General features: G+C 44.4%; 29 protein-coding genes and 1 pseudogene. 7 read left to right on the plus strand and 23 right to left on the minus strand.

Annotated elements, in window-relative coordinates; translation table 11 throughout:
* Nucleotides 1-181 precede the first annotated feature (181 nt).
* From PKF022_RS06740 to PKF022_RS06795, 12 genes are all read right to left on the minus strand, one after another.
* Entirely contained in the window at nt 182-733 is a 552-nt protein-coding gene (locus tag PKF022_RS06740) for a hypothetical protein (RefSeq protein WP_281776319.1), read from the minus strand.
* A 108-nt stretch (nt 734-841) separates the two neighbouring features.
* Nucleotides 842-1219, minus strand: coding sequence for a carboxymuconolactone decarboxylase family protein (locus tag PKF022_RS06745; RefSeq protein WP_281776320.1), 378 nt, complete (start codon nt 1217-1219; stop codon nt 842-844).
* A gap of 168 nt (nt 1220-1387) precedes the next feature.
* The gene (locus PKF022_RS06750) at nt 1388-2008 is read right to left on the minus strand and encodes a DUF6803 family protein (RefSeq protein ID WP_281776321.1); all 621 of its coding nucleotides are present in this window, start codon (nt 2006-2008) and stop codon (nt 1388-1390) included.
* A gap of 69 nt (nt 2009-2077) precedes the next feature.
* Nucleotides 2078-2431, minus strand: coding sequence for a hypothetical protein (locus PKF022_RS06755; protein ID WP_281776322.1), 354 nt, complete (start codon nt 2429-2431; stop codon nt 2078-2080).
* An 81-nt stretch (nt 2432-2512) separates the two neighbouring features.
* Nucleotides 2513-3151: a cytochrome b/b6 domain-containing protein gene (locus PKF022_RS06760; RefSeq protein ID WP_281776323.1), complete on the minus strand. Its 639-nt coding sequence runs from the start codon at nt 3149-3151 to the stop codon at nt 2513-2515.
* On the minus strand, nt 3148-3606 hold the full coding sequence (locus PKF022_RS06765; RefSeq protein WP_281776324.1) for a diheme cytochrome c: 459 nt from the start codon (nt 3604-3606) through the stop codon (nt 3148-3150). The genes PKF022_RS06760 and PKF022_RS06765 overlap by 4 nt, the downstream gene beginning before the upstream one ends.
* A 7-nt stretch (nt 3607-3613) precedes the next feature.
* Nucleotides 3614-4012, minus strand: a complete 399-nt coding sequence (locus PKF022_RS06770) for a DUF1924 domain-containing protein (protein ID WP_281776325.1) — start codon at nt 4010-4012, stop codon at nt 3614-3616.
* A gap of 127 nt (nt 4013-4139) precedes the next feature.
* A complete protein-coding gene (locus PKF022_RS06775) occupies nt 4140-5009 on the minus strand; it encodes an NAD(P)-dependent oxidoreductase (RefSeq protein ID WP_255532673.1) in 870 nt (289 codons plus the stop codon).
* 75 nt (nt 5010-5084) lie between these two features.
* Nucleotides 5085-5270 carry a hypothetical protein gene (locus tag PKF022_RS06780; RefSeq protein ID WP_281776326.1) on the minus strand — a complete coding sequence of 62 codons (186 nt, stop codon included), beginning with the start codon at nt 5268-5270 and terminating at the stop codon, nt 5085-5087.
* A 31-nt stretch (nt 5271-5301) separates the two neighbouring features.
* On the minus strand, nt 5302-5694 hold the full coding sequence (locus tag PKF022_RS06785; RefSeq protein WP_281776327.1) for a VOC family protein: 393 nt from the start codon (nt 5692-5694) through the stop codon (nt 5302-5304).
* Between the two features lie 14 nt (nt 5695-5708).
* The gene (locus PKF022_RS06790; RefSeq protein WP_281776328.1) at nt 5709-6644 is read right to left on the minus strand and encodes a hydroxymethylglutaryl-CoA lyase; all 936 of its coding nucleotides are present in this window, start codon (nt 6642-6644) and stop codon (nt 5709-5711) included.
* A 72-nt stretch (nt 6645-6716) separates the two neighbouring features.
* Nucleotides 6717-7910: a CaiB/BaiF CoA-transferase family protein gene (locus tag PKF022_RS06795; RefSeq protein ID WP_281776329.1), complete on the minus strand. Its 1194-nt coding sequence runs from the start codon at nt 7908-7910 to the stop codon at nt 6717-6719.
* A gap of 112 nt (nt 7911-8022) precedes the next feature.
* Between PKF022_RS06795 and PKF022_RS06800 the strand changes: the two genes are divergently transcribed.
* From PKF022_RS06800 to PKF022_RS06815, 4 genes are all read left to right on the plus strand, one after another.
* Nucleotides 8023-8925, plus strand: coding sequence for a LysR family transcriptional regulator (locus PKF022_RS06800; protein ID WP_281776330.1), 903 nt, complete (start codon nt 8023-8025; stop codon nt 8923-8925).
* 83 nt (nt 8926-9008) lie between these two features.
* Nucleotides 9009-9245 (plus strand): hypothetical protein, encoded by a 237-nt coding sequence (locus PKF022_RS06805; RefSeq protein WP_281776331.1) that lies wholly within the window; start codon nt 9009-9011, stop codon nt 9243-9245.
* 78 nt (nt 9246-9323) lie between these two features.
* Complete coding sequence (locus tag PKF022_RS06810; RefSeq protein WP_281776332.1) at nt 9324-9749, plus strand: universal stress protein; 426 nt, start codon at nt 9324-9326, stop codon at nt 9747-9749.
* A 111-nt stretch (nt 9750-9860) separates the two neighbouring features.
* Nucleotides 9861-10397 (plus strand): isochorismatase family protein, encoded by a 537-nt coding sequence (locus PKF022_RS06815; protein WP_281776333.1) that lies wholly within the window; start codon nt 9861-9863, stop codon nt 10395-10397.
* A 26-nt stretch (nt 10398-10423) separates the two neighbouring features.
* Here the strand turns inward: PKF022_RS06815 and PKF022_RS06820 are convergent, their stop codons facing one another.
* The 7 genes and pseudogenes from PKF022_RS06820 to PKF022_RS06850 all read right to left on the minus strand — a co-directional run.
* Nucleotides 10424-10747 carry a P-II family nitrogen regulator gene (locus PKF022_RS06820; protein ID WP_216230638.1) on the minus strand — a complete coding sequence of 108 codons (324 nt, stop codon included), beginning with the start codon at nt 10745-10747 and terminating at the stop codon, nt 10424-10426.
* On the minus strand, nt 10744-13839 hold the full coding sequence (locus PKF022_RS06825) for a CusA/CzcA family heavy metal efflux RND transporter (protein ID WP_281776334.1): 3096 nt from the start codon (nt 13837-13839) through the stop codon (nt 10744-10746). The genes PKF022_RS06820 and PKF022_RS06825 overlap by 4 nt, the downstream gene beginning before the upstream one ends.
* A 4-nt stretch (nt 13840-13843) precedes the next feature.
* The gene (locus PKF022_RS06830; protein ID WP_281776335.1) at nt 13844-15190 is read right to left on the minus strand and encodes an efflux RND transporter periplasmic adaptor subunit; all 1347 of its coding nucleotides are present in this window, start codon (nt 15188-15190) and stop codon (nt 13844-13846) included.
* The gene (locus PKF022_RS06835; protein ID WP_281776336.1) at nt 15187-16452 is read right to left on the minus strand and encodes a TolC family protein; all 1266 of its coding nucleotides are present in this window, start codon (nt 16450-16452) and stop codon (nt 15187-15189) included. Before PKF022_RS06835 ends, PKF022_RS06830 begins: the two co-directional genes overlap by 4 nt.
* 294 nt (nt 16453-16746) lie before the next feature.
* Complete coding sequence (locus PKF022_RS06840) at nt 16747-17079, minus strand: hypothetical protein (protein ID WP_281776337.1); 333 nt, start codon at nt 17077-17079, stop codon at nt 16747-16749.
* 158 nt (nt 17080-17237) lie between these two features.
* The gene (locus PKF022_RS06845; protein WP_348773182.1) at nt 17238-17951 is read right to left on the minus strand and encodes a universal stress protein; all 714 of its coding nucleotides are present in this window, start codon (nt 17949-17951) and stop codon (nt 17238-17240) included.
* Nucleotides 17925-18494 (minus strand): annotated as a pseudogene (locus PKF022_RS06850) (TerC family protein); the annotation flags it as partial. The pseudogene PKF022_RS06850 and the gene PKF022_RS06845, both read right to left, overlap by 27 nt.
* Nucleotides 18495-18628: 134 nt before the next feature.
* Between PKF022_RS06850 and PKF022_RS06855 the strand changes: the two are divergent.
* From PKF022_RS06855 to PKF022_RS06865, 3 genes are read left to right on the plus strand one after another with little or no spacing between them, the layout of a single operon-like run.
* Nucleotides 18629-19507 (plus strand): LysR family transcriptional regulator, encoded by an 879-nt coding sequence (locus tag PKF022_RS06855; protein WP_281776338.1) that lies wholly within the window; start codon nt 18629-18631, stop codon nt 19505-19507.
* Between the two features lie 20 nt (nt 19508-19527).
* The gene (locus PKF022_RS06860; RefSeq protein WP_281776339.1) at nt 19528-20496 is read left to right on the plus strand and encodes a sodium-dependent bicarbonate transport family permease; all 969 of its coding nucleotides are present in this window, start codon (nt 19528-19530) and stop codon (nt 20494-20496) included.
* A 29-nt stretch (nt 20497-20525) separates the two neighbouring features.
* Nucleotides 20526-21368 carry a DUF6671 family protein gene (locus tag PKF022_RS06865; RefSeq protein WP_281776340.1) on the plus strand — a complete coding sequence of 281 codons (843 nt, stop codon included), beginning with the start codon at nt 20526-20528 and terminating at the stop codon, nt 21366-21368.
* A 17-nt stretch (nt 21369-21385) separates the two neighbouring features.
* On the opposite strand, the gene PKF022_RS06870 is transcribed toward PKF022_RS06865, so the two are convergent.
* The 4 genes from PKF022_RS06870 to PKF022_RS06885 are packed head-to-tail and all read right to left on the minus strand — an operon-like array spanning nt 21386 to nt 23957.
* Entirely contained in the window at nt 21386-21988 is a 603-nt protein-coding gene (locus tag PKF022_RS06870) for a glutathione S-transferase (RefSeq protein WP_281776341.1), read from the minus strand.
* A 12-nt stretch (nt 21989-22000) separates the two neighbouring features.
* Entirely contained in the window at nt 22001-22156 is a 156-nt protein-coding gene (locus PKF022_RS06875) for a DUF2256 domain-containing protein (RefSeq protein WP_281776342.1), read from the minus strand.
* Nucleotides 22157-22161: 5 nt separating this feature from the next.
* Entirely contained in the window at nt 22162-23697 is a 1536-nt protein-coding gene (locus tag PKF022_RS06880; protein ID WP_281776343.1) for a cryptochrome/photolyase family protein, read from the minus strand.
* The gene (locus PKF022_RS06885; RefSeq protein WP_281776344.1) at nt 23694-23957 is read right to left on the minus strand and encodes a TIGR03643 family protein; all 264 of its coding nucleotides are present in this window, start codon (nt 23955-23957) and stop codon (nt 23694-23696) included. Before PKF022_RS06885 ends, PKF022_RS06880 begins: the two co-directional genes overlap by 4 nt.
* Nucleotides 23958-24001 lie beyond the last annotated feature (44 nt).

A 24001-nucleotide genomic window follows, 5' to 3' on the forward strand; every position in this document is an offset into this window, starting at 1 on the left:
ACCAACCGAATCAAATGACTAAATCAGACCTCAAAACTGCACATTGTTCTTGATGTTTGTAAATAAGGTGGGATCAAAGCTAAGCCCATGGAATGGTAGCCTATTGGTCGCGAGTTCGAATCCCGCCCGACTCACCAGTTATACAAAAGCCACCTTCGGGTGGCTTTTTCTTTTCTTCAATTTAAGGGGCAACCCATTGTTTTTTTAAGACCCGCCTAACTATTGGATCAAATGTAGAGAGCGGCTCACTTTTGTAATTGGGGTCAAAAGAAATTTCGTCATACTTGGCGCAAAACTCAACCGTTTGCTCATAAGCAGGATCAGACTTATATTGATCACGTTGATTGGGATCTACGCCAATCTTGTCACCATAAAAATAGGTCTGGAATAAGCCATGCTGAACCAGCATCCAATAATTATTTCTGGAAATAAAGGGGTGCAAAATTGAAGCAATTACCTCGCCATGATTAAATGGCGCCAAAGGCTCTGCAATATCATGGAATAGGGTCACTACAACATACTCATCATCGCGGTTGTCACGCAAGGCTCTGGTGGCGGCTTGGAGACAATGGTCTTTACGTGTAATGTTATAGGCGGTATCTTTGGCTAGATCTTCCAACAAAGCATAAAGTCTGTCAGGAAGATTTGCCAAGGTTCTTTCGTGAACCCCTTTCATGACCTCAAAGTCAGCCGCTGTTCCTTGGTCCATTCTAGTGAAGTGCATTTTTTCCATGAGCGGCCTTTCAATCAATAAACTTAATAATTAGCAATATACCTAGATTCATATCTTCTGGGGAATTTTTGGTAAATTCATTTAATACCGCTCCCAGTCGCCCCCTCTTTAGATTCCCATCTCTTTAAATACTTCTTTGGCCACCCGAAAACTATCTATAGCCGCTGGCACACCACAGTAAATTGCTACCTGCATAAATACTTCTCGAATTTCTTCCTTGGTAATGCCATTATTGATGGCACCACGAACATGTAATTTCAGCTCGTGCGGACGATTCAAGGCGGCAATCATAGCCAAATTTAAAAAGCTGCGCGTTTGTCTCTCAAGTCCAGGGCGATTCCAGATCTCATTCCAGCAATACTCCGTAACCAACTCTTGCATTGGCATATTGAAGTCATCTGCATTTTTTAATGAAGTCTCTACATATTCAGCGCCCAAAACCTCTTTGCGTGTTTTTAGGCCTTTTTCAAATTGTTCGCGGTTCATGTGTTCTCCTATGTTTATCGATGAATTTAAAAACAATATACCCTAATCAAAGCAACCCTTTTACACGGAAAACGGGCAGCCATGATGGTCATAAAAAAGCCCCAAACTTGCATTCGGGGGCTTTATTGAGAAATCCCATTTCCTTACTTCTATCGAAGCATCCAACTATTAGTGCTTATGGCTTTGGTTTCCCATAGGCATCGGAGAAGAGGATATGTTTCCATTCATCATTTTTTGATGATCGCCCATCATTTGAGAATGCATAGCCGGATCACAATGCTCATAGTCTTTTGATCCGCCCATTTGATGAGTCTCGGCACCCTTATAACCAAGAATACTAGGGTCAGCCATGCCGGCAATCATAGCGATATGCCCAAACACCAAGAATAGAGCTACACATATCGCATGGATTTTGAGTCTACCCATTTGATCAAGCGACTTATTAACAAGCCCCAACTCTTGTAAAGCGATCCAAATTAATGGCAATCCAGCAATCACATAAGTAAATACTGCAATGACATCAATCATCGTTCTCCACTCACCTGCTTTAGTAATGGGAATGATGGCATTAGTCACAATGTAGTAAATGATGCCAATAAAGTAGATGCCTACTGCGATTCCCGCAAATCGATTGAGGTAATAGACGGCCCCATCAAACTTGCGGGTAAACAGTAGATATAACTCTGTAATAGCCAAGGTCTCCGCCAAAATTACCGGAATGGCCATAAAGATAATTAAATTCCAAGGCTGGTTCACAGCCAATAACTCCATGTAATGAGTCATGTTCATTGTATTTCTCCAAAATAGGCGTGTGACTAGATGTCACAGATCAAGCTAATGCGTAATGCAAAAAATAGCTTAAGATTTTGGAGGCTTATAGATGTGATTGATCATCGGCTGAAGCGCTAATGAAGAATAATTTGAGGCGGCTCTTGCAGTGAAATCCACTGGAACCATTATTGCCATAGGCGCAATGAAGACCAATCCCAAGCAACACTGATAGCTATCTCCGTTACAAGGCGACTTACTATTGCTATCTGATGTATTGCTAGCTACTTCATCACAATGGTGTGCTGAGATATCAACTACAGCAACTTGATGATGGGCTTGGGAAACTGATGATTGAGAAACAGGTTGCTCAATAGGCATCACTGCCGCATGAATTAAGCTGGCAAATAAGCTAAAGCAAAGAGCGATACATATCTTTCTCATCCTTCAATTCTATGCCTATTTGGTAGTTCTGTCGCTAGAGTGATATCGCCATACCAGGCAGATAGCAAATCTATTGCTCGCTTACTGGGTCAAACTAGGAACGGCTCCAGTAAGAATCACATAAAAACAATAGGCTGAGCCCAGGATAAGCAACAGCCCAATCAAATACTGAGGAAACCGAATGGCTTGTTCAGGTAAGCCCTGTTTTTTGCCGGTCACCATTGATCTGACTAGATTCTCTTTTTGCAGCAAGCTCATGATGATCGCAGCAGCAATGTGTATGACAACTATCACTAAGGCTAAGCTAGCAATCGCTTCATGTGCTTCACCCATCAAATCCCCCAAAAACTCCTTCACACTGAAGTAGCCTGTGAGACCGATCAATAGAATCAGAAGCATAAGACCAACCATCACAATGCCGCCCACTGGATTATGTCCAACCGTGTTGTGTGAATTACTACTCAATAGCCCCTTAGCATGACTCATCATTTCTGCCGGGCCTCTAAGAAATTGAGTAAAGCGCGCATATCTTGTGCCTATAAAACCCCAGACCACTCTAAAGATCACTAAGGCGCATGCTGAATAACCAAATGCGTAGTGAATCATCTGTAGGCGCTCGCTCTCAGAAGTTAGCCATGCACCAGCAAAACAGATAACTAATAGCCAATGAAAAACACGCGTGGGGACATCCCACACTAAGATGGATTGTTTATTGCTCATTTGGCAGGAATGGAAATACTTTTTTCACTGAAGATACCCTCAGCTGCTGTGGTGTGACAGGCTCCACAGTTGGCCGCGCTCTTAATACCTGCCCTTTTCCAGACATCGGCTTTGATTTCATCATGCTCACGAATAAACCAGGGTGTTTTGGTAATGCGATTGTCTGGTGCCACTACGTTATATTTTTGTTTAGTGGCGGCATTCTTCTGCAGCCAGTATGAGATTTCTTTTTGGTCCTTTGCGTCAAGACTTGCATCAGTCCCGAAATGTTTATTCAGCCCGCTAATGACGTTTTGCCAACTCTTCTCGCCAAGTAATCCTGGTGGGTAAGCCATATGGCAGCTAGCGCATTCAGACTCATAGGATTTGGGCGCATCAGATGGCATGGGCACCTTCGCTGCTATAGCTGGTGTAATTGCCAAAATAGCCATCATTAACGTAAAAAGTTTCTTCATTGGTATCTCACTTAACCGTCATTAGCCAGGCAAGGACATCTGCTTTTTCTTGAGCAGTGCAGTCACGCCCCAGGACATCATTACAGTTCCGCTTAAACCACTTATCCGCTTTCGCTTCGTCAGTAAATCGCGCTGCATTAGCATTGGGGGACAAAGGCTTAATGACCTTGCCAGTCACAATGTGCTTAGTGTCGTGATTCGGTGGATTGTCATGGCAGGAAGCACAGCTCCACTCTTTGCCATGCTTAGAATTGAAAAACTGCTCACCTCTGGCTGGGGAAGCTTTGCCAGATTGCGCCTCATAGTTCTTTAAAAGCTCCTGCGGAGTAGCTGCCTGTACTAGTCCGCTCAAACCCAAAGTTAAAGCTACTGTTAAAAATCTTAATACCGTTAATTCTGTTCTCATCCCTCAAGTATGCGCTCTTGAGATAACCAACCTTAATACATCAGGAAATTACTCGGGTTTAGCAGGGCTCAGTAAAAAGCCACCCGAAGGTGGCTTTATCAAACAACTGGGTAGTGCTCAATCTAACTTACTTGATGTAGCGTGTATAGATCACTTGCGTACCATCACGTGAGCAACCTTTAGCAACCAATTCATCGTAGAGCTTCTTCGCTAAGGCTAAGGCAGGCAATTCTAATTTCACTTTGTCAGCCTCTTCTAATGCGATACCTAAATCTTTTAAGAAGTGTTCTACATAAAAACCTGGAGCATAGTCCCCAACAATCATCTTCGCGCCCAGATTGAGTAACTGAAAGCCAGATGCAGCACCGCCACCAATTGACTCCATCACTGTTTCAGGATTAAGGCCTACTGATTTAGCGTAACCCAGACCTTCGCCTACACCCATGATAGTTCCAGCAATCACGATCTGGTTACACATCTTGGTATGTTGTCCAGCACCAGGGCCACCCTGCAAGACCACATTGGCACCCATGATTTTTAGAATCGGGAGTACTGCATCAAAGTCAGCCTGCTTGCCACCCACCATGATGGAGAGCTTGGCATTGCGTGCGCCGATGTCACCACCAGATACAGGCGCATCCAAACTATGGCAACCACGCTTTTCCGCTTCATCGGCAATCTTCTTAGCCAAGGATGGGCTAGAAGTTGTCATGTCAATGAGATAGGCATTCTTGGCACGATCCAAAATATTGCCAGCCCCGAAGTACACCTCTTCAACATCAGATGGGTAACCCACCATCGTGATGATGACATCAGACTCAGCTGCAAGATCACCAATGGTGTCAAACCACTTGGCACCCTTAGCCACCAAACCATCAGTCTTAGCTTTTGAGCGATTAAATACATTTAAAGGGTGACCAGCAGCCAATATATGCCCCGCCATGCTTTGACCCATGATGCCAAGGCCAATAAAGCCCACTCTTAACTTATTACTCATTGATGTCATCCCTTAGTAGTATTTTTAGGTAATTTCTATACCTGCTAATTATATTGTTCTACTGGGAATTCGTGTTTATTCGTCCCAAGGGAATCGAGCGCGTGATAGCTCTTCCATGATTTCACGTTTACTGAGATTTTTCTTTCGGGAGTCGTAAGAGCTCACTTGAGCCTCATCTGCTTTTTTTGAGGTTTCCGGCACAGAACTCTCCTTTTGGAGCTCTTCCCCATCTTTAGAGTCTCTTTCAGAATGATTGGCCATAACTCAGTATGCAATATTGATTTATACGCAATTAGATTAACTCAGAAATTTCAATCAGGTTTTGATCTGGGTCTCGCACATACACCGAGTTAATCTTTTGGGTTGCACCAGTGCGTATTACTGGGCCTTCAATAATGGGCCAAGCTTCGGCTGTGAGTTGTTCAATCACCTTTACCAATGGGCGATCAGCAATAAAACAAAGATCCAATGCTCCGGGCGTCGGAATATCGGCCTTAGGCTCAAACTCTTTACCCTTAATGTGCAAGTTGATTTTTTGATTTCCGAACTTAAATGCCTTGCGCTCTACTGGTGGTGTGCCGCCAACAAAAGATTCCAATTTCATACCCATGACTCGGGTATAAAAGTCTACGCACTCTGCTTCCTTGGCAGTGGTGAGCACTAAGTGATCTAAATGGTCAATCATGATCTATCCCCTATTTATTGAGCACGGCGTAATTCATCTACGTAACTTGGCTCTGGATGCAATGTGTAAGTACTACCTGCCTTAGCCACTTGGCCAGGAACCTCGTGCCCGACAATCTTTGGTAACTCTTTTGCGAGCTGTAACAACTTAGGAATGTTCATGCCAGTGTCATACCCCATTGCATCAAGCATATGAATGGCGTCTTCACTAGAGATATTGCCACTTGCTCCCGGCGCATATGGGCAGCCACCAAGACCGCCCAAGGAACCATCAAAGCGCACAATGCCAGATTGCACTGCAGCTAGAACATTGGCTAAGCCCATGCCTCTGGTGTTATGGAAATGCAAGGTCAGCTGCAAATTAGGAAAACGTTTTTGCAATACATCACTCATCTTTTTAACTTGATCAGGATTGGCCATCCCCGTTGTATCGCAAATGGTTAGCCCTCTCACGCCCAGATCAGCAAAGCGTTGTGCAAATTGCTCAACTACTGTTTGAGGAACTTCGCCCTCCATGGGGCATCCAAAGCAAGTTGATAGCGAAACATTAATAGGCGTTCTGCCATCAACATATTGAATGACTTCTGCGAGTCCCGCAAAGCTTTTTTCTCTTCCCATTCTGAGATTGGCCAAGTTATGCGTCTCAGATGTAGACATCACAAGATTGAATTCATCGGCTTTAGATTCAAAGGCGCGTTCTGCGCCTCTTAAATTAGGAACTAGCACGGTGTACTCGACTCCCGGTACTCGTTTAATACGACCCATCACCTCTTCAGCGTCACGCAGCATAGGGATTGCCTTGGGAGAAGTAAATGAGGTCACTTCAATTTTGGCAAAACCACAATCACTGAGCTCATTGACTAACTTCACTTTGTCATCAGTCGGAATAAAGTGAGGCTCAATCTGAAAGCCATCCCTGGTTACTACGTCATTAAAATAAATTCTGGTCATATTTTTCGCTTTGCTTATCTATTTCTTCATTTTGCATTTTGGTTTTTGCTTTTTACTTTGTTTTTTATTCTTTTATTTCGTAAATGCAATGCCGCGCTCTTTTAAAGAAGCGACTTGATCGTTGGTTAGACCGATACTCTTTAAGATCTCATCAGTGTTCTGACCGATATCCGGAGCAAGTGTCTTAATAGAGCCTGGTGTGCGAGATAGCTTGGGAATAACTCCAGGCACATCAAGCTTAGATCCATCTTGCATCTGAATAGTCTGAATATTCTCCCTGGCTTTGTAATGTGGATCGCTAGCGATATCAGCAACGGTATAAATCCGCCCCGCCGGCACAGCCACTGCATCGAGAGCCTCTAATGCCTGCGCAGTGCTTACTGTTTTAGTCCATTCACCAATTGCATGATCCAACTCAGCCACTCGCTTCACGCGACCATCGTTATTCTCTAATTGCGGATCATTGCCCAAATCATCGCGGCCAATCACAGTCATCAAGCGTTTGAAAATACTATCGCCGTTCCCAGCAACCAATACGTAGCCGCCGTCTGCGCACTGATAGGCGTTGGTTGGAGCTATGCCTGGCAAGGCACTGCCTGCTGCTTGTCGAACTTCACCAAACGCACTGTACTCAGGCAGGAGACTCTCCATGCAGTTAAATACCGCCTCATATAAAGCGATATCAATAATTTGACCTTTGCCACTAATGTGTCGCTCTTGCAGCGCCAACAAAATACCAATCACGCCATGCAAAGAGGCCAAGGTATCGCCAATACTGATACCTACACGAACTGGCACCCTGCCAGGCTCAGCAGTGAGATGACGTAAGCCACCCATGGCTTCTGCTACCACACCAAAGCCCGGTTTATCTTTATAAGGACCAGTTTGTCCGTAACCACTAATACGAAGAACAATCAACTTCGGATTGAGCTCAAGTAATTTTTCCGGATCAAGACCCCAACCTTCTAATGTTCCAGGACGAAAGTTTTCAATTAATACATCCGCTTCTTTAACTAAAGTTCTGACGATGTCCTGCGCTTCTATTTGCCTTAAGTCCAAAGAGAGGGAACGTTTATTACGTGACTGCACTTGCCACCAAACAGATGTGCCATCTTTTAATAGTCGCCACTTACGCAATGCATCTCCAACTTTAGGTGGCTCGATCTTAATGACATCAGCCCCAAAATCAGCCAATGTTTTAGCGGCAAATGGCCCAGCAATTAGCTGCCCCATTTCAACCACCTTTAACTTTGCTAACGGCTCCATTACTTCCCCTCAAATCGGTTTTATAGAAAGTTACCCTTCTTCAATAGAGCTGAAAATTGCTATTTTGAGGTCTAACCTTCTCATTTTGCGAAGGTATGGGTAGAATTACCACATGAAATCGCCGCTAAACCCCGCCAGAGTTGACTTTGTTACCCTCAAGCTCTTCTGCGCCATCGTCCAGTCCGGCAGCATTACTAAGGGCGCAAATGAGTGCAACCTAGCCCTGTCAGCAGCCAGCAGACGGATATCTGAGTTTGAGGAAACTGTCGGCATGGCGCTTCTGGATCGATCCGTCAAAGGCGTCACTCTGACGCATGCAGGCCACGCCGTAATGCAACATGCTTTGCGCTTGTTTCAGGGTTTTGAACAACTCAGCAATGAATTGAGTGAATACTCTAAAGGCGTTAAGGGTCATGTAAGACTTTGGGCCAATATGTCCGCCTTAACGGAGTTTCTGCCATCAGCATTAGCAAGCTTTTTAAAAGACTATCCAGAAATACAGGTTGAAGTGGAAGAGCAACTCAGCGGAGATATCGTAAGAGCCCTGATGGATGGCATTGCGGATATCGGTGTATTTGCTGAAGGCCCCATCACCACCGGATTAGAAACTCACATCATGGGCAAAGATCAGCTGGTGATTGCCTGCAGCAAGGATCATCCTTTAAGCAAAAGAAAAAGTATTTCATTTGAAGAATGTCTTGCATATGATTTTGTAGGGCTTAATCGAGGTAGCTCACTTCTTGAACTCACTTCACGTAGCGCCGAGAAATTAGGCAAGCAAATGAGTTTACGTATCCAGGTTCGTAGCTACGATGCGATGTGCCAGATGATTGCTGTCAATCTAGGGATTGGTGTGTTACCTATTCAGGCATGCGCTGCTCAAATCAAAGCCATGGGCTTGAAGACTGTTCAATTAGAAGATGCATGGGCAAAACGCAACTTATTGGTAGCAACCAAGGCGGGAATTAACCATTCCCCGGCAACCAAACTACTCAGCCATCACCTGCTGGGGTAATAGAGTTCCTTGTAAATGCTTGAGTGAATTTATCAAGCGCTTATTTTCAGGACGCTGCCATTAAATAGGCATAAGATGAACTTATGACCATTTTATTTCTACTACTTTCTCCAGCATTATTTGCTTTGTTCTGGATTGTTCGATTTCAGATCTGTAGCGCTCGCCGAAGGCGCCTTATAGATACCTATGGTATTGACTCTAAAAAACTCAGAAAATTAAGTTGCAAGGAAGTCACCAAACTTCGTAAGCAAATTGAAGAATTGGAAGAAAAGAAAGATGCTTTTGGCCTTGAATCGATTGTTCGGCCATACAGGCCATAAAACAGCCCACAATCATTGTTGACTAGACCTATTTGACTTAAACTGAACAAAAGTAATTTAAATAAAGAAAGGGTAAAAATGAAAGTACTACTTCCTGTGGATGGCTCTAAATCCTCATTGAATGCCGCTAAATATGTTGCCAAAATGGCCAAGAACTCTCGCAGCTCTGTAACTGTGACTCTGGTCAGCGTTCACGATGACATTGGTCTTGGCCACGTTAAACAATTCGTAGCCAAAAACGTAGTTGATGACTACCTACGCGAAGTAAGCGAAAAAGAATTAAAACCAGCGCAAAAAGTATTGGATGCAGCTGGGGTTAAACACAATATGGCTATTAAACGCGGTCAGATCTCATCAGAAATCATTACCCTGGCTAATAAAGACAAAGTAGATATGATTGTGATGGGTGTTAAAGGTCGCAGTGGTATTTTGGATGTTCTGGTTGGTTCAGTTGCTCAGCGTGTTTCTAGCTCAGCAAAGCAGCCTGTTTTATTAGTAAAGTAATTTCTGCTTGTTGAATGTCTATTTTAGTTGGTCGCCAGCGGCGACCAACTGTACTGACCGCACCATTCATCTACAGCGTTAGCCCCTCAAGAAACTCTACGCACATAGCAGATGGTGAAAATCTCCCCAACCCGTTCAACGCTTGTTTTCATTGACTTACAAAGTCGATTAATGCCTGCTATTCATCAAAGGGAAGATGTTCTCAAACAATGCATCAGGATCGCTCAGATCGCCAAGCTATTAGACATCCCCATCATTGGCACTGAACAAAGCCCCCAAAGCCTGGGTCACAACGTTGATGCAATTACCCAATATTGCGAAACGACAGTAGCGAAAGAGCATTTTGATGCTTGCCAAGACGGACTAATCAATGCGCTATCCAAAAATAGAGAGCAACTGATTTTGGCGGGATGCGAGACTCACGTATGCGTCATGCAAACTGCTCTAGAACTCTTGCGGCAGAACTTTAAGGTTTCGATTTTGGTTGATGCAATTGGCTCACGTCGTTCTCTTGATCGAGATATTGCTCTGCATCGACTTGGCTCAGCCGGAGCTTCTCTTCTTACGGTTGAGATGCTGGCTTTTGAATGGCTAGGAAGCGCCTCTAATGAATCATTTAAAAAAGCATTAGAGATTATTAAATCGTAAGCTTAGATTTGATTAAGTCGGTCGATTTAGCCAGTTGACTTAGCAATAAAGAATGCTTTTGGTACTGGAGTGCACCACACGACACCATCACCCACTTGGCCCGTCTGACATACCGTGACGATACGATCCATAAGCACTTCAGCAGCTTCATCATTGCAAATAATCTCTACTCTCACTTTTGCTGAGTAGTCAGTTAACTCATCTTTGATATTCGCCTTACTGGTTTTTGAAGGCGCGCTACAGCCCTCTACCTTAGTAACTGTCATCCCCGGAAACCCAGGAGTCTCCATGAGAGCCGTTCTGAGAGCAGGTAATTTATTTGGGCGAATCACCGCCTTGACTTCCATCATGCTTCCACCTCTTTATCTTCAAACCATCTATACAGGACAGGCAATACCAATAAGGTCAAGGCTGTTGAGGTAATTAAACCCGCAATTACCACGGCCGCCAAGGGTCGAGTCACCTCTGAACCAGGGCCTCCAGAAAACAGCATAGGAACCAGCGCAAGCATTGCTACTGAAGCCGTCATCATGACTGGTCTAAAGCGATGACCGCAACCATGAAGCAAAGCATCTTCCATGCTGTATCCGTCTTCACGCAGCTGCTTAATAAAGGAGATCAAGACTACGCCATTAAGCACGGCGATGCCCCATAAATTAATAAATCCTACCGCCGCCGGAACTGATAAATACTCGCCTGTAATAAACAAACCAAAAACACCACCAATCGATGCAAATGGTAGTACCAAAATAATGAGGCCCGCCAAACGTATCGACTTAAACAACATAAATAATAAGAAGAATATTGCCAAGACCGTCAAAGGAATGATGATCATGAGGCGTGCCATCGCTCTTTGCATATTTTCAAACTGACCACCCCATTGCAAGGTATAACCCTGGGGCAATTCCACATTCTTTGCGATTAACTCTTGAGCCTCTTTTACAAAGCCACCCAAGTCACGACCCTCTACGTTCACACCCACTACAAGGCGACGTCTACCGGACTCGCGAGAGATTTGGGCCGGACCCTCTACCAAGGTCACTTCAGCTAAGTCTCGCATCAATACCTGCGCCCCGTCAGGTGAATGCAAAATAATATTTTCGATTGAATCTATATTATTTCTATAGGAACTCGGATAGCGCAGTACCAAGGGGAAGCGACGCTCTCCCTCGTAAATAGTGCTGGCCTGCTTACCGCCAATTGCCGTTTCAATCACTTCATTCACATCTGAAACATTAATGCCATAGCGTGCAATCGCATCACGATCAATTTTGATGTTGAGATAGTTTTGACCAGAGGCTTGCTCAATACGTAAATCGTTACTACCTTTCATCTTGGTCAAGATTTGACCAATTTGCGAGCCCAGCTTTTGCAAGACAGGCAGCTCATCACCAAAGATTTTGACTGCTACCTGTGATCGCACACCAGATACCATCTCATCCACCCTGGCCGCAATCGGCTGAGAAATTGCTAACTCAATTCCGGGTAAAGTTTTGAGTTTTTCACGAATTTGTTGTGCAATTTCTTCCTGACTCAGATCACGGTCACCCAAAGGTTTGAGTGTCACGATTGGGTCTGATTCATTTGGCTGGCCCGGATCTGCAGGCGATTCACCTTTACCCAGTCGAGATACCGCCATCTCTACACCAGGTATGGTCATGATGCGTTTAATTGCCTCAAACTCTAATTTAATAGACTCGTCCAAAGAAATATTCGGCGCACGGACAATCACTGGGGTAATGGAGCCTTCTTGCATCACTGGAATAAATGCTTTACCAAGCATTACAAATCCAACCATGCTAATACCTAGCGCAATGATGGCGCGTTTGACTACTAATTTAGGATTTGCCAAACACCAATGCAACCAGCGCTCATATGGTGCGCGCATTTTTTTGACGATCTTCGTATCGTCCTCGCCACCACCCTTTAAAATATAGGAGCACAGGACTGGCGACAGTGTGAACGACAGAATCAAAGAGATGGTTAAGGCAATCGCAATCGTAATCGCCATCGGTGCAAACATCTTGCCTTCCATACCCTCAAGCGAGAGCAGCGGCATAAAGACCAAAATAATGATGCCAACACCAAAGAGCACTGGTTTACCAACTTCAGATGCCGCTTCCAAGATGATCCTGTTTTTGGATTCACCACCTTTGAGACGTTCACCTAATTTGGCAAACGTGTTCTCTACAACCACGACAGAGCCGTCCACCATAATGCCAATCGCGATGGCAAGACCGCCCAAAGACATCAAGTTTGCTGAAATACCATAGCGATTCATCACCAAGAATGTGAGTAGTGGCGTTAGTAATAGTGTGGCAACCACAATCAGTGATGAGCGCACATCCCCTAAGAAGAGGAAAAGCAAAATAATGACCAGAATGACACCTTCAACCAGCACTTTTGCCACGTTAAACATGGCGGCGTTCACTAAATCGGTTCGGTCGTAAAAAGGCACAATCTGCAAGCCATCCGGCAACAGCTTACCTTCGTTAATTTCTTCAACCTTGAGCTTGATGCGGTTCACTACATCTCGTGCATTACCGCCACGAATCATCTGGATAATGCCGGCAACGCTTTCGGTATAACCATTCTTAATGGCGGCACCCTGACGAATCTCGCTGCCAATAGTAACTTCGGCCACGTTCCTCACGTATACCGGAATACCTTTCACTTCTTTCAGAATAATCTTGCCAATATCTTCTGGCTTAGTAATCAGACCTAAACCACGAATGAGGTAACGCTCTGCATATGTTGGTAACTGACCACCACCAGAGTTAGCGTTATTTCTTGCAAGCGCTTGATAAACCTCATGCAAACTAATCTGATAATGGCGTAAGCGCTCAGGATTCACTAATACTTGATATTCCCTGGCATAACCACCTTGTGTATTAATTTCAGCCACCCCAGGAATAGAGCGGAGCATCGGACGCACAATCCAATCTTGTACAGCACGCCGATCAGAAAGCTCATCCACCGATAACTCACGATGACGATCTGATGGGTGATCTAAAGTGTACTGATAAACCTCACCCAGACCAGTGGATGGCGGCGCCAATACAGGCGTAATCCCAACCGGCATTTTGGAGGCCACTTCAATCAGTCGCTCTGTTACTAATTGACGGGCAAAGTAAATATCGGTTTTTTCTGTAAATACCAAAGTAATAACAGAGAGGCCATTGCGGTTTAAAGAACGCATTTCTGTTAAACCTGGCAAACCAGTCATCGCTAATTCAACTGGAATTGTGACAAAGCGCTCTACTTCTTCTGGAGATTTTCCAGGCGCCTCAGCAGCCACCTGAACCTGTACATTGGTGACATCCGGAAATGCATCAACGGACAATCGTTTGGTGGCTAATAGTCCAGCAACGAGTAATACGATGGCAATAATGACTACCAATAAGCGTTGCTGTAACGAGAGGCGAACGATTCTTTCAATCATTTATTTATCCGCCACTCAGCTGACGCTTACGCTCTGTGTTTAAGTGATAGGCGCCTGTAATGGCAATTTCTTGACCTTCTTTGAGCCCTGAAATCACAGGGCGATAGCCCTTGCCTTCTGGACCAAGCTTAACGGGCACCATGCGATAAGTATCGTCATCCAGTCTCACGAAAACGTGATCATGATTATCTTCGCGAACAATGGCGCCCAAAGGTACTACTAATTTATCCACCGGCTGACTCTCAATCAACATGGTTGCCAACATGCCAGGTTTAATTTGCCCTTCTTTATTTGCCAGCTCCATCCGTACCACCACAGTACGGGTTTGTGGATTAACAATCGAATCCACATGAGCGACCACGCCTTCAATATCTTGATTGCGCAGTGCTGGAATAATGACTGAAGCTTTTTGACCCTTACGGATTAAATATGAATTACTTTCTGGCACCTCAGAGATTGCCCAGAGCGAGCTGAGATCAGCAACAGTAAATAAGGCGTCAGCAGGTTGCACTACCTGACCTTTATTAATCTTGCGCTCTACGATTTCTCCAGGAATTGTGGCAATCACATTATTAATAGATTCAATCACACCGGATTTAGCAAGTCGATCGATGCTAGTTTGATCCATGCCCTGCACTCGTAATTGATCATTGGCGGCACGGAACTCTGCTTTTGCGCTACTTGCCTCAGCTTCACGCCTTTGCAGTTCTGCCAGAGCAATCACGTCCTCTTTGTAAAGAATTTTTGCACGATTGGCAGCTTGATCAGCCAGCTGACTGGCGCTCTTCGCTTTCAAATACGAAAGTTGGGACTGAGTCAACTCAGTAGAGGTAATTTTTGCCAAGATATCGCCCTGCTTCACGATCTGACCAGGTACGGCCAGAATCTCTGAAACTCGGCCAGTAACGTTAGCGCCAATTCGAGAAAGATAAAGCTCATTAAAATCAATTCGGCCTGAGGCGCGTAACTCCTCAACAAACGGAGATACCTGAGCTTTGCCGTCCGTAATCATCTTATGTAAATCTTCATTGACGATAACCACATTGGGATCTTGCACAGATTTAATGGCAGGACTTCTATCAAATACGTTGAAGTAATTTAGAACAATGGTGAACGCACAGAACCAAGGCAGATAAAACAACCCATTTTTAAACCATGATGGGGATTTGTCATAGCGACCAGTAATAGCAGGCACATGCTCGCCAAGCCATTGATGGGCCTGAGCATATAGCTGGTTTTGGGTCTGAATAACTTGGCCGAACAATTCCTTTGAGTGGAATTTAATCTTTCGGACCAAAAAGGTTTTCCAGACCTTGATCTTTTTCAGAATCACCGCTAACTCTTGGTTCATTGCATTCCACTTTCTATCTTCGCAAGCCACTCAGGACTTGCTCTTAATCTTTGAATCTCAGTGACTACAGAAGCTAAATCAAAACGTGCCTTAATCAAATCATTTCGTGCTGCCCGAAAGGTTCTTTGGGCATCTAAATACTCCAACATGCCGCGCTCGCCATAGCGATAAGACACCTCAGCAATCCTTTGCGCACTGCCTGCCAACTGCACTACTTCCTGACTTAAAACTTTTACTTGATAGCTAGTCATTTGGTACAGCTTGTAAGCCGTTTCCATTTGCTGATCTAAGGTTTGGCTTTGCGCATTCAATTGGTTTTTAGCTTTGGAAGCATTCGCTTCTGCCTCAGCAATCTGTCCACCTTTGAAGTCCCAAATCGGAATACTTACTTGCAAACCATAGAGACGATCAGTGAAGTTTGGGTCGTTGTATTGAGAGGCTTTGAAAGCTAAACGAGGTAAGCGAGAATTTTTTTCAAAGCTCAGCTTAGACTCGGAAGCCTCTACTTCTGCTTTTGCTTTTTGCAGTTCAGGACTCTGGCTTTGAACCTCATTCAATAACTGTGTTAGTGAAGGCAACACCTCAGGCTTTGGTTGCTCTGCTATCACCGTGTAATCTGCAGGTAACTGATGACCCACTGCTTGGCGTAATTGACTACGAGCCTGCTCTACCCTCAACTTACTAGACTCCGCTGTAATTTGTGCGTTGAGAAATTCGGTTTGCACCCGAATTAATTCAAAGCGCGCTGTCTCACCAACGTCATACCGAATTTGCATACGATCCCGAATCTGCTTCGTGAGACTCATATCTTCTTCTGCAGCTTTTTGCTCTGCTTCACGGCGCATTAATTCATAAAAGCGCTGTTGAACTCTGGAAATCGTCTCAACCTCAAATGCAACACGTGTTGCCTCGGCTGCACGTAAATTTGCCTCCGCTGCATTCACTCGAGGGAAGCGGGTGTAGGGCATATCCAATGGCTGAGTAACCGCCCATGAAGACACGCTGCCTACTGTCAAAGGTCCAGTAGCGGATCTTTGCTGACCAGTGCTGATCTCAAACTCTGGGTTTGGGATGGCTCTTGCAGTAGATAGCTGTCCTTTAATTGCCCTGGACTGATCTCGCGCAGCCAAGACTTGAGGACTGGACTCTAAAGAGATGGAAATCAAGTCATTCATAGTGAATGACTTTTTAGATTGTGCGCTGACATTTGCAACCATCATGGTGCTAACAAAAGCAATCGCTAACCATCGGTACCGCGTCATACGCCCAACTTGCAAAGAATCTAAACGCAAATTATCCAACCACCCATGTGGAAGAGCAAGGAAATGTCCCCAATTTGGGGCGCAAGAGGGCAAAACAATGCCGGAACGAAAGATTTTGAGATGGAAAGTCAATATTTAGCCATTTAGAAAATAGTAAATGGTCTTGCCTTAAAAATTACTCACATACCGGGCTTGAAGGCCGTAATGACGATATGTGAGACCCATTGCTGGGCAGGCTACTCCCCGTTTATTCATCTTATTAGATCACAGTTAGCAATAACACTCTGTTCGTACTCACGCATACACATGGTTAGAGAGGCGACCATATTTTTGAGCCTTATGAAGCGCTTTTTGCATGTGCTTATAAACCTTCTTTAAGCCCATCTCTAGCGCTGTTCTTCGATCTCTTGCGGTAATGCTGACTTCAATCTGGCGATTATCAAAAGTTTGCAACTCAATAATGCAGTTTTGATTGCAGCCAGTTTTTGCCTGGGCTACAGAGGAATACTTCACTTTAATTTTTCGCACTAACCAAAAGAGTCGCTTGAGAGAAAATTTCACGCGATTTTCAGTGAAGGTTTTAAATTCTGGCTCGATTTGTTCTTTTGCTTCCAATATGACATTCATGTCTCGTCTCCTTAGTTGAACAACATAGATTCAATATAAGGCGATCTTTAGTCTTAATAAAGCAGATATTAATTGATTTTAATTCTGTTATTTACTGAGTATTAGCCTAAAAAAATGCCCTCGGGTAGAGGGCATAAAGAGAACCGCAGGTTGTAAAACTAATCAATCACAGCTGCCATTAAGGCAGTTGCTGCACCCGCCCCTAAGGCAGGGATGCCCCAACGCTCGAGCGTAGATAAAGACTTGCCAGTCACTACCTCAACAGGAATATCACTGATTTCCAGTAATTTTGCTGTCGTCGAGTTTTCAAATAAGCGGCTGAGCGTATTTTTCTTAGAGGTTCCAATCACAATACGATTGCAATCTAAGCGCTGCGCTTCATCTCGTAAAGCCTCTCCCTTATCGCCAGTCACATAAGTAAAGGAGAAATTCACGCCTGCTTTTTCCAGAAATTCGGCTGCTGACTTCGCCGCAGTTTTAGCGCGATCTGCTTGCCACTCATTGATTGTTTGCTTACTCAAAAACTTACGTATGTGCGTGTACAGAGTAGGCTGCACATTGCAGATATGAAACTGCGTTTGACGATCGTTGCCATACATGTTCACCGCATGTTTTAAGGCTATCAAAGCATTATTCGAATCATCAACCGGGATGAGAACTTTATTCATTACTTCACCTCCTACGTTATTGGACTGCTTATCGGATACTTCTGTATCAACTACAGCTGGCGCAATTGTCTCCTCCAGCGCCAACCTACTCTTCATGAAACCACCAAACAAAACACCAAATATCACAAGGGCTTGGACGGCATACCCAAATGCAGAGTTTTGGAATAACTGCATTTCCTTAACCATTGGCTCTGAGATCATCATCTTTGCCGCAGTCCATGCCAATACGCCAGCACCTATATAAGTAATCGATGGATAGCGTTCAACCAACTTCAGAATTTGTGTTGAACCCCAAATTACGATTGGAATACTAATGAGCAGGCCTAGTACTACCAATACATAGCTACCGTGAGAAGCGCCAGCCACAGCCAAAACGTTATCTAGACCCATAACTGCATCAGCAATCACAATGGTCTTCATTGCACCCCAAAAACTAGTAGAGGCATTGTTATGACCGCCATCTTCATCTTTTGCAGGGGTTAGAAGCTTGTAAGCAATCCACACCAGGAGCAGGCCACCAATCAACATCAAGCCAGGTATCTTTAGTAGATACACTACTACCAGCGTCATTGCGCTTCTCACTGCAATTGCGCCAACCGCTCCCCAGACAATCGCTTTCTTTTGTAAATGGGCTGGCAAATTTCTGGCGGCCATCGCAATGACGATCGCGTTATCGCCAGCCAATACCAAATCAATCACCACAATTGCTAGTAGTGCCGAAAAAAACTCAGGGCTAAATAGTTCCAATTGAATACCTCTATTTGTTTAAATTAAATAAGCAGCACATGAAATGCCATGACTAACCATGGGGTTAATGTAGGCTTATTTGTATTTAGCTAAAAGCAGATATATATTGATAGTAATTTCGGAAAAAACTGAATATGGCCAATACCTATAATTACCGTCACCTCTACTACTTCTGGGTGGTCGCCAAAGAGGGCAGCATGTCTAAAGCGGCAGAGCGCCTGGATATGGCTATTCAAACTATTAGCGCCCAAGTGCATGAATTAGAGAAATCACTGGGCTACATGCTATTTAAACCTGCTGGGCGAGGGATTGCCCTCACAGAATCCGGGTTTGCAGCCCTAGAAATTGCCGATCAAATTTTCTCTATCGGAGAGAAGCTACCTGAAGCAGTTCGTGATGCAGCTAAATCCCCTAGAACCAAAATTACTGTTGGTGTTTCTGATGGCCTTCCCAAATTTGTTACCAGACAGATGCTAGAACCTATCTTGAAACACAAAGATGTTCAATTGATTGCTCATGAAGGTGAATTTGATGATTTGTTGGCTGACCTTGCATTACATCGATTAGATATCGTCTTGGCCGACCGTCCTGCGCCAAATAATAAAAATCTCAACGTCTACAGTGAAGAGTTAACAAAAAGTGTTATTGCTTGGTATGCCCCTAAGCAACTCTCCAAGAAGGCAAAAGCGAATTTTCCTGATTGCTTAAAAGATCTGCCCGTTCTGTTACCTACAGCACACTCCACGGTACGTCCACTCATTGATCAGTGGCTAAAAAAGCATGACATCCTTCCTAATATTGTGGGAGAGTTTGAGGATAGTGCCCTACTCAAGACCTTTGCAGCTAGTGGGCTAGGCGTCTTTCCTGCGGGCAAGTTAATTGAGAAAGAGCTTAAGGATACCTACGGCATTGAACTCCTGGGTAGTTGTGATGACATATATGAATACTTTTATGCCATTCGCTCAGAAAAGAAAATTCAGCACCCTCTTGTTCAGGCCATCATTAAGCAATAAAACCAATAGATTCATTAACCATGACTAATTTTCTAGACCCTGCGATCCTATTTTTTATCTTTGGTGTATTTGCAGGATCCGTAAAGTCTAACCTCGAAATTCCTCCGCAGATTTCTCGGTTTTTATCGCTTTATTTGTTAATGGCTCTGGGACTGAAAGGCGGCTTTGCACTTCATAAGTCCGGATTTACCGCTGAGATCGCCTTCTCATTAGGCTTGGCAGTATTTCTTGCCGTCATCATCCCTATCATTGGCTACTGGATTTTAAGAAGAAAGCTTAGCGCATTTGATGCTGCTGCAATTGCCGCCACTTATGGTTCGGTAAGCGCCGTTACCTTTATTACCGCTACACAATATTTAGATCAGTTCAATATTGCTTATGGTGGTCATATGGCAGCAGCGATGGCGCTCATGGAGTCCCCTGCCATTATTTTGGCCATTGTCCTTGCCAATAAAGCCAGGGCAGCCATGTCAACAGGCTCGAGCATAAAAAACGAGGCTACCGGTATATCTAAAATACTGCATGAGTCTTTCACCGATGGAGCCCAATTACTACTACTGGGATCAATGGTAGTGGCCCTGGTGAGTGGAGACTCAGGGCAAAAGTTAATGGCGCCTTTTTCAATTGATCTCTTTAAGGGGATGCTGGCTTTCTTTTTGTTAGACATGGGACTCATGGCTGCCAGAAACTTCAAGGGCTTAAGAGGTAAGCCACCAATTACTTTACTCTACGCAATTGGCTCACCACTATCACATGCCCTATTAGCGCTTGCGCTCTGCAAATTAATTGGACTCCCGCTAGGCAACACTATATTGCTGATGGTGCTGGCATCTAGCGCATCATATATTGCGGTACCAGCGGTTTTACGTCATGCCTTACCTGAAGTGAACCCTGCCCTCTATATGGGAATGTCCTTGGGGATTACTTTCCCGTTCAATATTATTTTAGGCATTCCGCTTTACACCCTGATTGCCACCCAATTGCTATAAAAGCTCTCTATAGGCAACCGAGATAAGCTATGGGCATCTTTTCTAAACGGTCAGTTAGTCTTTTAACGAAGCATGGCAAAGAAAAAGTGATTGCTGAGGTACTCGGTGCTCAAGCCTCTTGTTTTGTAATACAAACAGACGCATATGACACTGATTTATTGGGCACCTTTACACAAGAAACTCCTCGATACGGCTCGCAGCTTGATGCCGCTAGAAAAAAGGCCGCTATCGGAATGGAGTTACTGAAGCTGGACTTAGGCTTGGCGAATGAAGGCGCGTTTGTTAATGATCCCTATGCTGGCATCATGCCCTGGAATAATGAATTGATAGTTTTAGTAGATCAGCAGCACCAGTTAGAAATTACTGGTTTTTCTAGTGGTCCAGCACAAAATGAGAATGGCTATATAAGCCACTGGGAAGAGCTCACAAAATTTGCTGACTCTGCACTCTTTCCTTCGCATTATTTAGTAGTAAAGCCAACCGATGAATATCACCCCCAATCTAGAAAAGGGATTCAAGATTTAGCAGAGCTGAAAGATGCCTTTGAATGGGCGAAAGGTCTGTCTTCAAAGGGTATTGTGTATGTAGAAAATGATTTACGTGCGTTTGCCAATCCAACCCGCATGGAAAACATACGCAAAGCTGCGATTGATTTAGCAAACAAAATGAATTCAGCCTGTCCCGAATGCAGTACACCCGGATTTTGGATCACAGATGTGAAACGGGGGCTTCCATGTAACGCCTGTGGACTAGCAACAGATGAAGAAATAGCCAAAATCTGGAGCTGCCTTAAATGTGGCTATCAAGAAACTGAGGGAATGAAAGTTCTGAAGTTTGCAGACCCCTCAAAATGCAAGCACTGCAATCCTTAGACCCTTCTTAAGTCAAGCTAATCCCGCCAGACTGGGTGCTTGTGCATAACCGAGTTAAATAATTCAGATTCAAGATGTTGAGCCAACCATCTTTTAGTGGCTGGTATCGGCAATTGCTCAAATTGATTTACATCCACCATGGAAAACTGTCTCACAAAGGGAAAGATCGCGATATCTACCCAAGTCATCTGATCGCCCAGCAAGTATTCAGTCGCTTGCAAGGATTGCTCCATGGGCAGTAGCATAATTTGCAGTGCCTGTTCTAAAGCCGCTTCTTGGTTTAGCTCTGGAAAGCGATTAGGATACTTATATTGATCAAGTAGAGCTTTAAACGGCCCATCATTTTTTTCAATCCAAGCTTGTGCAATAGCATCATCAACATTTCCCCATCCAGCAGGGTCAGATTGATCGATAGCCCATCGCATAATATCGACACTTTGATCCAGAACCTCATCACCCATACAAAGAACTGGCACCGTACCCTTGGGAGACACCAGCAACATGGATTGAGGCTTATTGCGCAACTCAATTTCACGGTGTTCAAACTCAATGTTCGCGTACTTTAAGGTCATGCGAGCACGCATTGCATAAGGGCATCTGCGATAGGAATACAAAATCATTAAATGATGTTCCTATGAAATTTTTTTATTTCTACAGGCATCTGAACAATACTTTACTGATTGCCAGTTTTTTGCCCAAGACTTTCTCCAGGTCATCTCTTTTTTGCATACAACACAAACTTTGCTTGGGAGGAAACTTTTATTTCCTTTGAATGATGTCTTAGTCATCGCTTTTAAAGGTCATTAAGCTGGTTTAATATTTTCTGAGCATGGAGCGTAATTTCTTTTTGATCTTCATCACTAATTCGTTTCAGATTAGCTGTCATTAGCCGCGTCCTTGGGCTAGCCTCAAACTGATCTCGATGCTTGATCAAAAAATTCCAATATAAAGTGGTGATTGGGCATGCCTCTTCTCCATAGCGTACCTCAGGCTTATATTTACAGGAGCCGCAATAGTTACTCATGCGCTTGATATAGGCACCACTGGCTATATACGGCTTGCTTGTAAATCGACCCCCATTAGCAAACAAAGCCATGCCTGCTGTATTGGGAAGCTCAACCCATTCGATCGCATCGACATAAATTGCTAAATACCACTCACATACTTCCTGCGGGAGAATTTCTGCCAAAAGCGCGAAGTTGCCCGTCACCATTAAACGCTGAATATGGTGCGCATAGCCGTATTGCAGGGTTTGGCCAATCGCATCTTTCATGCAAGCCATTTGTGTCCGCCCGGTCCAGTACCACTTTGGTAGTGAACGCTCATGCTGATAGAAGTTATCTTGTGCCATCTTTGGCATATCTAGGTAATACATACCGCGCACGAATTCACGCCAGCCAAGTATCTGACGAATAAAGCCTTCAATCGTCGAGAGGTCTAGGGAATACTTTCTCCAAGCAAGCAGAACTGCATCTACTACTTCACGAGGATTAAGCAACTTGAGATTTAATGCACTCGATAAAATAGAGTGCCATCCAAATGGCGTATCTGTCCACATTGCATCTTGATAAACGCCGAAGTTTCTTAAGCGGTATTCCACAAAATATTCCAGGGCCTGAACCGCTTGCTCCCTCGTCACGGGCCAATGAAATGACTCCAGGGATCCTGGATGATCTGGGTAAGTCTTTTGAACCCAGTCCAGCACTTCTTGCGTAATGGCATCAACTGCAAATGATGCTGGAGCATCAATAATGCCCGGACCCTTTTTTGGATAGGGCTTCCGGTTATCTTGATCAAAGTTCCACTGCCCGCCATCAGGATTACCCTCTCGGTCCACCAATATATTGTGCCGCTTACGCATCAGGCGATAGAAATACTCCAGCCTGAACTCTTTTTTATTTGCTGCCCACTCTACAAACTCTTGGCGGGAACAATAAAAATGCTCATCCTCCCGCATTTCTAATTCAATGCCAAGTTCTTTAGCTAATGCCTCAAGCTCCTGCTTGAGACGCCATTCGCCGGGCTCAATACAAACCAAGCACTTCACTTTATTTTTTAGGATTTGCTCTCTCAGGACCTCAACAATTGGCAGCGGGGAACTTTTAATATAAGTAAGTGGATAGCCCTGCTTTTCTAGCTCAACTGCAAAGTGACGCATTGCAGATAGAAATAAGGCAATTTTGGCTTTATGCGACCAAACATACTGCGCCTCGTTAGCCGACTCGATCATGATGATTTGATCTGCTTGTGAATCGAGATCCCTCAGGGCAGAGCTCTGCAAATCAAGCTGATCACCCAAGATCAAAATGAGGCGCTTAGGATGCTTCATTTACTTTTATATTGCGTTGGGCAATAAGCTCGCGTGACATCTTCACTGCGCAAAGCGCTATGTTTGGTTGCTCGCCCAGTCACTCTTTTGCGCCAGAGCTCAAATGAGCTTCGCTTGAGCTCTCTGCGCATAATGGCAATCACTTGGGGCTCACCAAGGCCAAAGCTTTTCTCAATAGCGTCAAATGGGGTGCGATCCTCCCAGGCCATTTCTATGAGGCGAGATAAATCAGGTTCGGAGAGGGTTACGGATTTTGACACTCAGCAAGTTTAAGACTTATTTACTAAACTAGCTTGAGACCATG

Source organism: Polynucleobacter sp. KF022, assembly GCF_027924105.1.
Lineage (GTDB): Bacteria > Pseudomonadota > Gammaproteobacteria > Burkholderiales > Burkholderiaceae > Polynucleobacter.

What these genes read in the sequence shown, in the direction of transcription:
- PKF022_RS06855 (WP_281776338.1), top strand. Translation starts at nt 18,629, where the DNA reads ATGGCCAATACCTATAATTACCGTCACCTCTACTACTTCTGGGTGGTC.
- PKF022_RS06845 (WP_348773182.1), bottom strand. Translation starts at nt 17,951, where the DNA reads ATGATGATCTCAGAGCCAATGGTTAAGGAAATGCAGTTATTCCAAAAC.
- PKF022_RS06755 (WP_281776322.1), bottom strand. Translation starts at nt 2,431, where the DNA reads ATGAGAAAGATATGTATCGCTCTTTGCTTTAGCTTATTTGCCAGCTTA.
- PKF022_RS06840 (WP_281776337.1), bottom strand. Translation starts at nt 17,079, where the DNA reads ATGAATGTCATATTGGAAGCAAAAGAACAAATCGAGCCAGAATTTAAA.
- PKF022_RS06795 (WP_281776329.1), bottom strand. Translation starts at nt 7,910, where the DNA reads ATGGAGCCGTTAGCAAAGTTAAAGGTGGTTGAAATGGGGCAGCTAATT.
- PKF022_RS06765 (WP_281776324.1), bottom strand. Translation starts at nt 3,606, where the DNA reads ATGAAGAAACTTTTTACGTTAATGATGGCTATTTTGGCAATTACACCA.
- PKF022_RS06875 (WP_281776342.1), bottom strand. Translation starts at nt 22,156, where the DNA reads ATGACTAAGACATCATTCAAAGGAAATAAAAGTTTCCTCCCAAGCAAA.
- PKF022_RS06770 (WP_281776325.1), bottom strand. Translation starts at nt 4,012, where the DNA reads ATGAGAACAGAATTAACGGTATTAAGATTTTTAACAGTAGCTTTAACT.
- PKF022_RS06790 (WP_281776328.1), bottom strand. Translation starts at nt 6,644, where the DNA reads ATGACCAGAATTTATTTTAATGACGTAGTAACCAGGGATGGCTTTCAG.
- PKF022_RS06880 (WP_281776343.1), bottom strand. Translation starts at nt 23,697, where the DNA reads ATGAAGCATCCTAAGCGCCTCATTTTGATCTTGGGTGATCAGCTTGAT.
- PKF022_RS06825 (WP_281776334.1), bottom strand. Translation starts at nt 13,839, where the DNA reads ATGATTGAAAGAATCGTTCGCCTCTCGTTACAGCAACGCTTATTGGTA.
- PKF022_RS06760 (WP_281776323.1), bottom strand. Translation starts at nt 3,151, where the DNA reads ATGAGCAATAAACAATCCATCTTAGTGTGGGATGTCCCCACGCGTGTT.
- PKF022_RS06780 (WP_281776326.1), bottom strand. Translation starts at nt 5,270, where the DNA reads ATGGCCAATCATTCTGAAAGAGACTCTAAAGATGGGGAAGAGCTCCAA.
- PKF022_RS06860 (WP_281776339.1), top strand. Translation starts at nt 19,528, where the DNA reads ATGACTAATTTTCTAGACCCTGCGATCCTATTTTTTATCTTTGGTGTA.
- PKF022_RS06870 (WP_281776341.1), bottom strand. Translation starts at nt 21,988, where the DNA reads ATGATTTTGTATTCCTATCGCAGATGCCCTTATGCAATGCGTGCTCGC.
- PKF022_RS06815 (WP_281776333.1), top strand. Translation starts at nt 9,861, where the DNA reads ATGGTGAAAATCTCCCCAACCCGTTCAACGCTTGTTTTCATTGACTTA.
- PKF022_RS06865 (WP_281776340.1), top strand. Translation starts at nt 20,526, where the DNA reads ATGGGCATCTTTTCTAAACGGTCAGTTAGTCTTTTAACGAAGCATGGC.
- PKF022_RS06805 (WP_281776331.1), top strand. Translation starts at nt 9,009, where the DNA reads ATGACCATTTTATTTCTACTACTTTCTCCAGCATTATTTGCTTTGTTC.
- PKF022_RS06745 (WP_281776320.1), bottom strand. Translation starts at nt 1,219, where the DNA reads ATGAACCGCGAACAATTTGAAAAAGGCCTAAAAACACGCAAAGAGGTT.
- PKF022_RS06810 (WP_281776332.1), top strand. Translation starts at nt 9,324, where the DNA reads ATGAAAGTACTACTTCCTGTGGATGGCTCTAAATCCTCATTGAATGCC.
- PKF022_RS06750 (WP_281776321.1), bottom strand. Translation starts at nt 2,008, where the DNA reads ATGAACATGACTCATTACATGGAGTTATTGGCTGTGAACCAGCCTTGG.
- PKF022_RS06835 (WP_281776336.1), bottom strand. Translation starts at nt 16,452, where the DNA reads ATGACGCGGTACCGATGGTTAGCGATTGCTTTTGTTAGCACCATGATG.
- PKF022_RS06800 (WP_281776330.1), top strand. Translation starts at nt 8,023, where the DNA reads ATGAAATCGCCGCTAAACCCCGCCAGAGTTGACTTTGTTACCCTCAAG.
- PKF022_RS06820 (WP_216230638.1), bottom strand. Translation starts at nt 10,747, where the DNA reads ATGATGGAAGTCAAGGCGGTGATTCGCCCAAATAAATTACCTGCTCTC.
- PKF022_RS06740 (WP_281776319.1), bottom strand. Translation starts at nt 733, where the DNA reads ATGGAAAAAATGCACTTCACTAGAATGGACCAAGGAACAGCGGCTGAC.
- PKF022_RS06785 (WP_281776327.1), bottom strand. Translation starts at nt 5,694, where the DNA reads ATGATTGACCATTTAGATCACTTAGTGCTCACCACTGCCAAGGAAGCA.
- PKF022_RS06775 (WP_255532673.1), bottom strand. Translation starts at nt 5,009, where the DNA reads ATGAGTAATAAGTTAAGAGTGGGCTTTATTGGCCTTGGCATCATGGGT.
- PKF022_RS06830 (WP_281776335.1), bottom strand. Translation starts at nt 15,190, where the DNA reads ATGAACCAAGAGTTAGCGGTGATTCTGAAAAAGATCAAGGTCTGGAAA.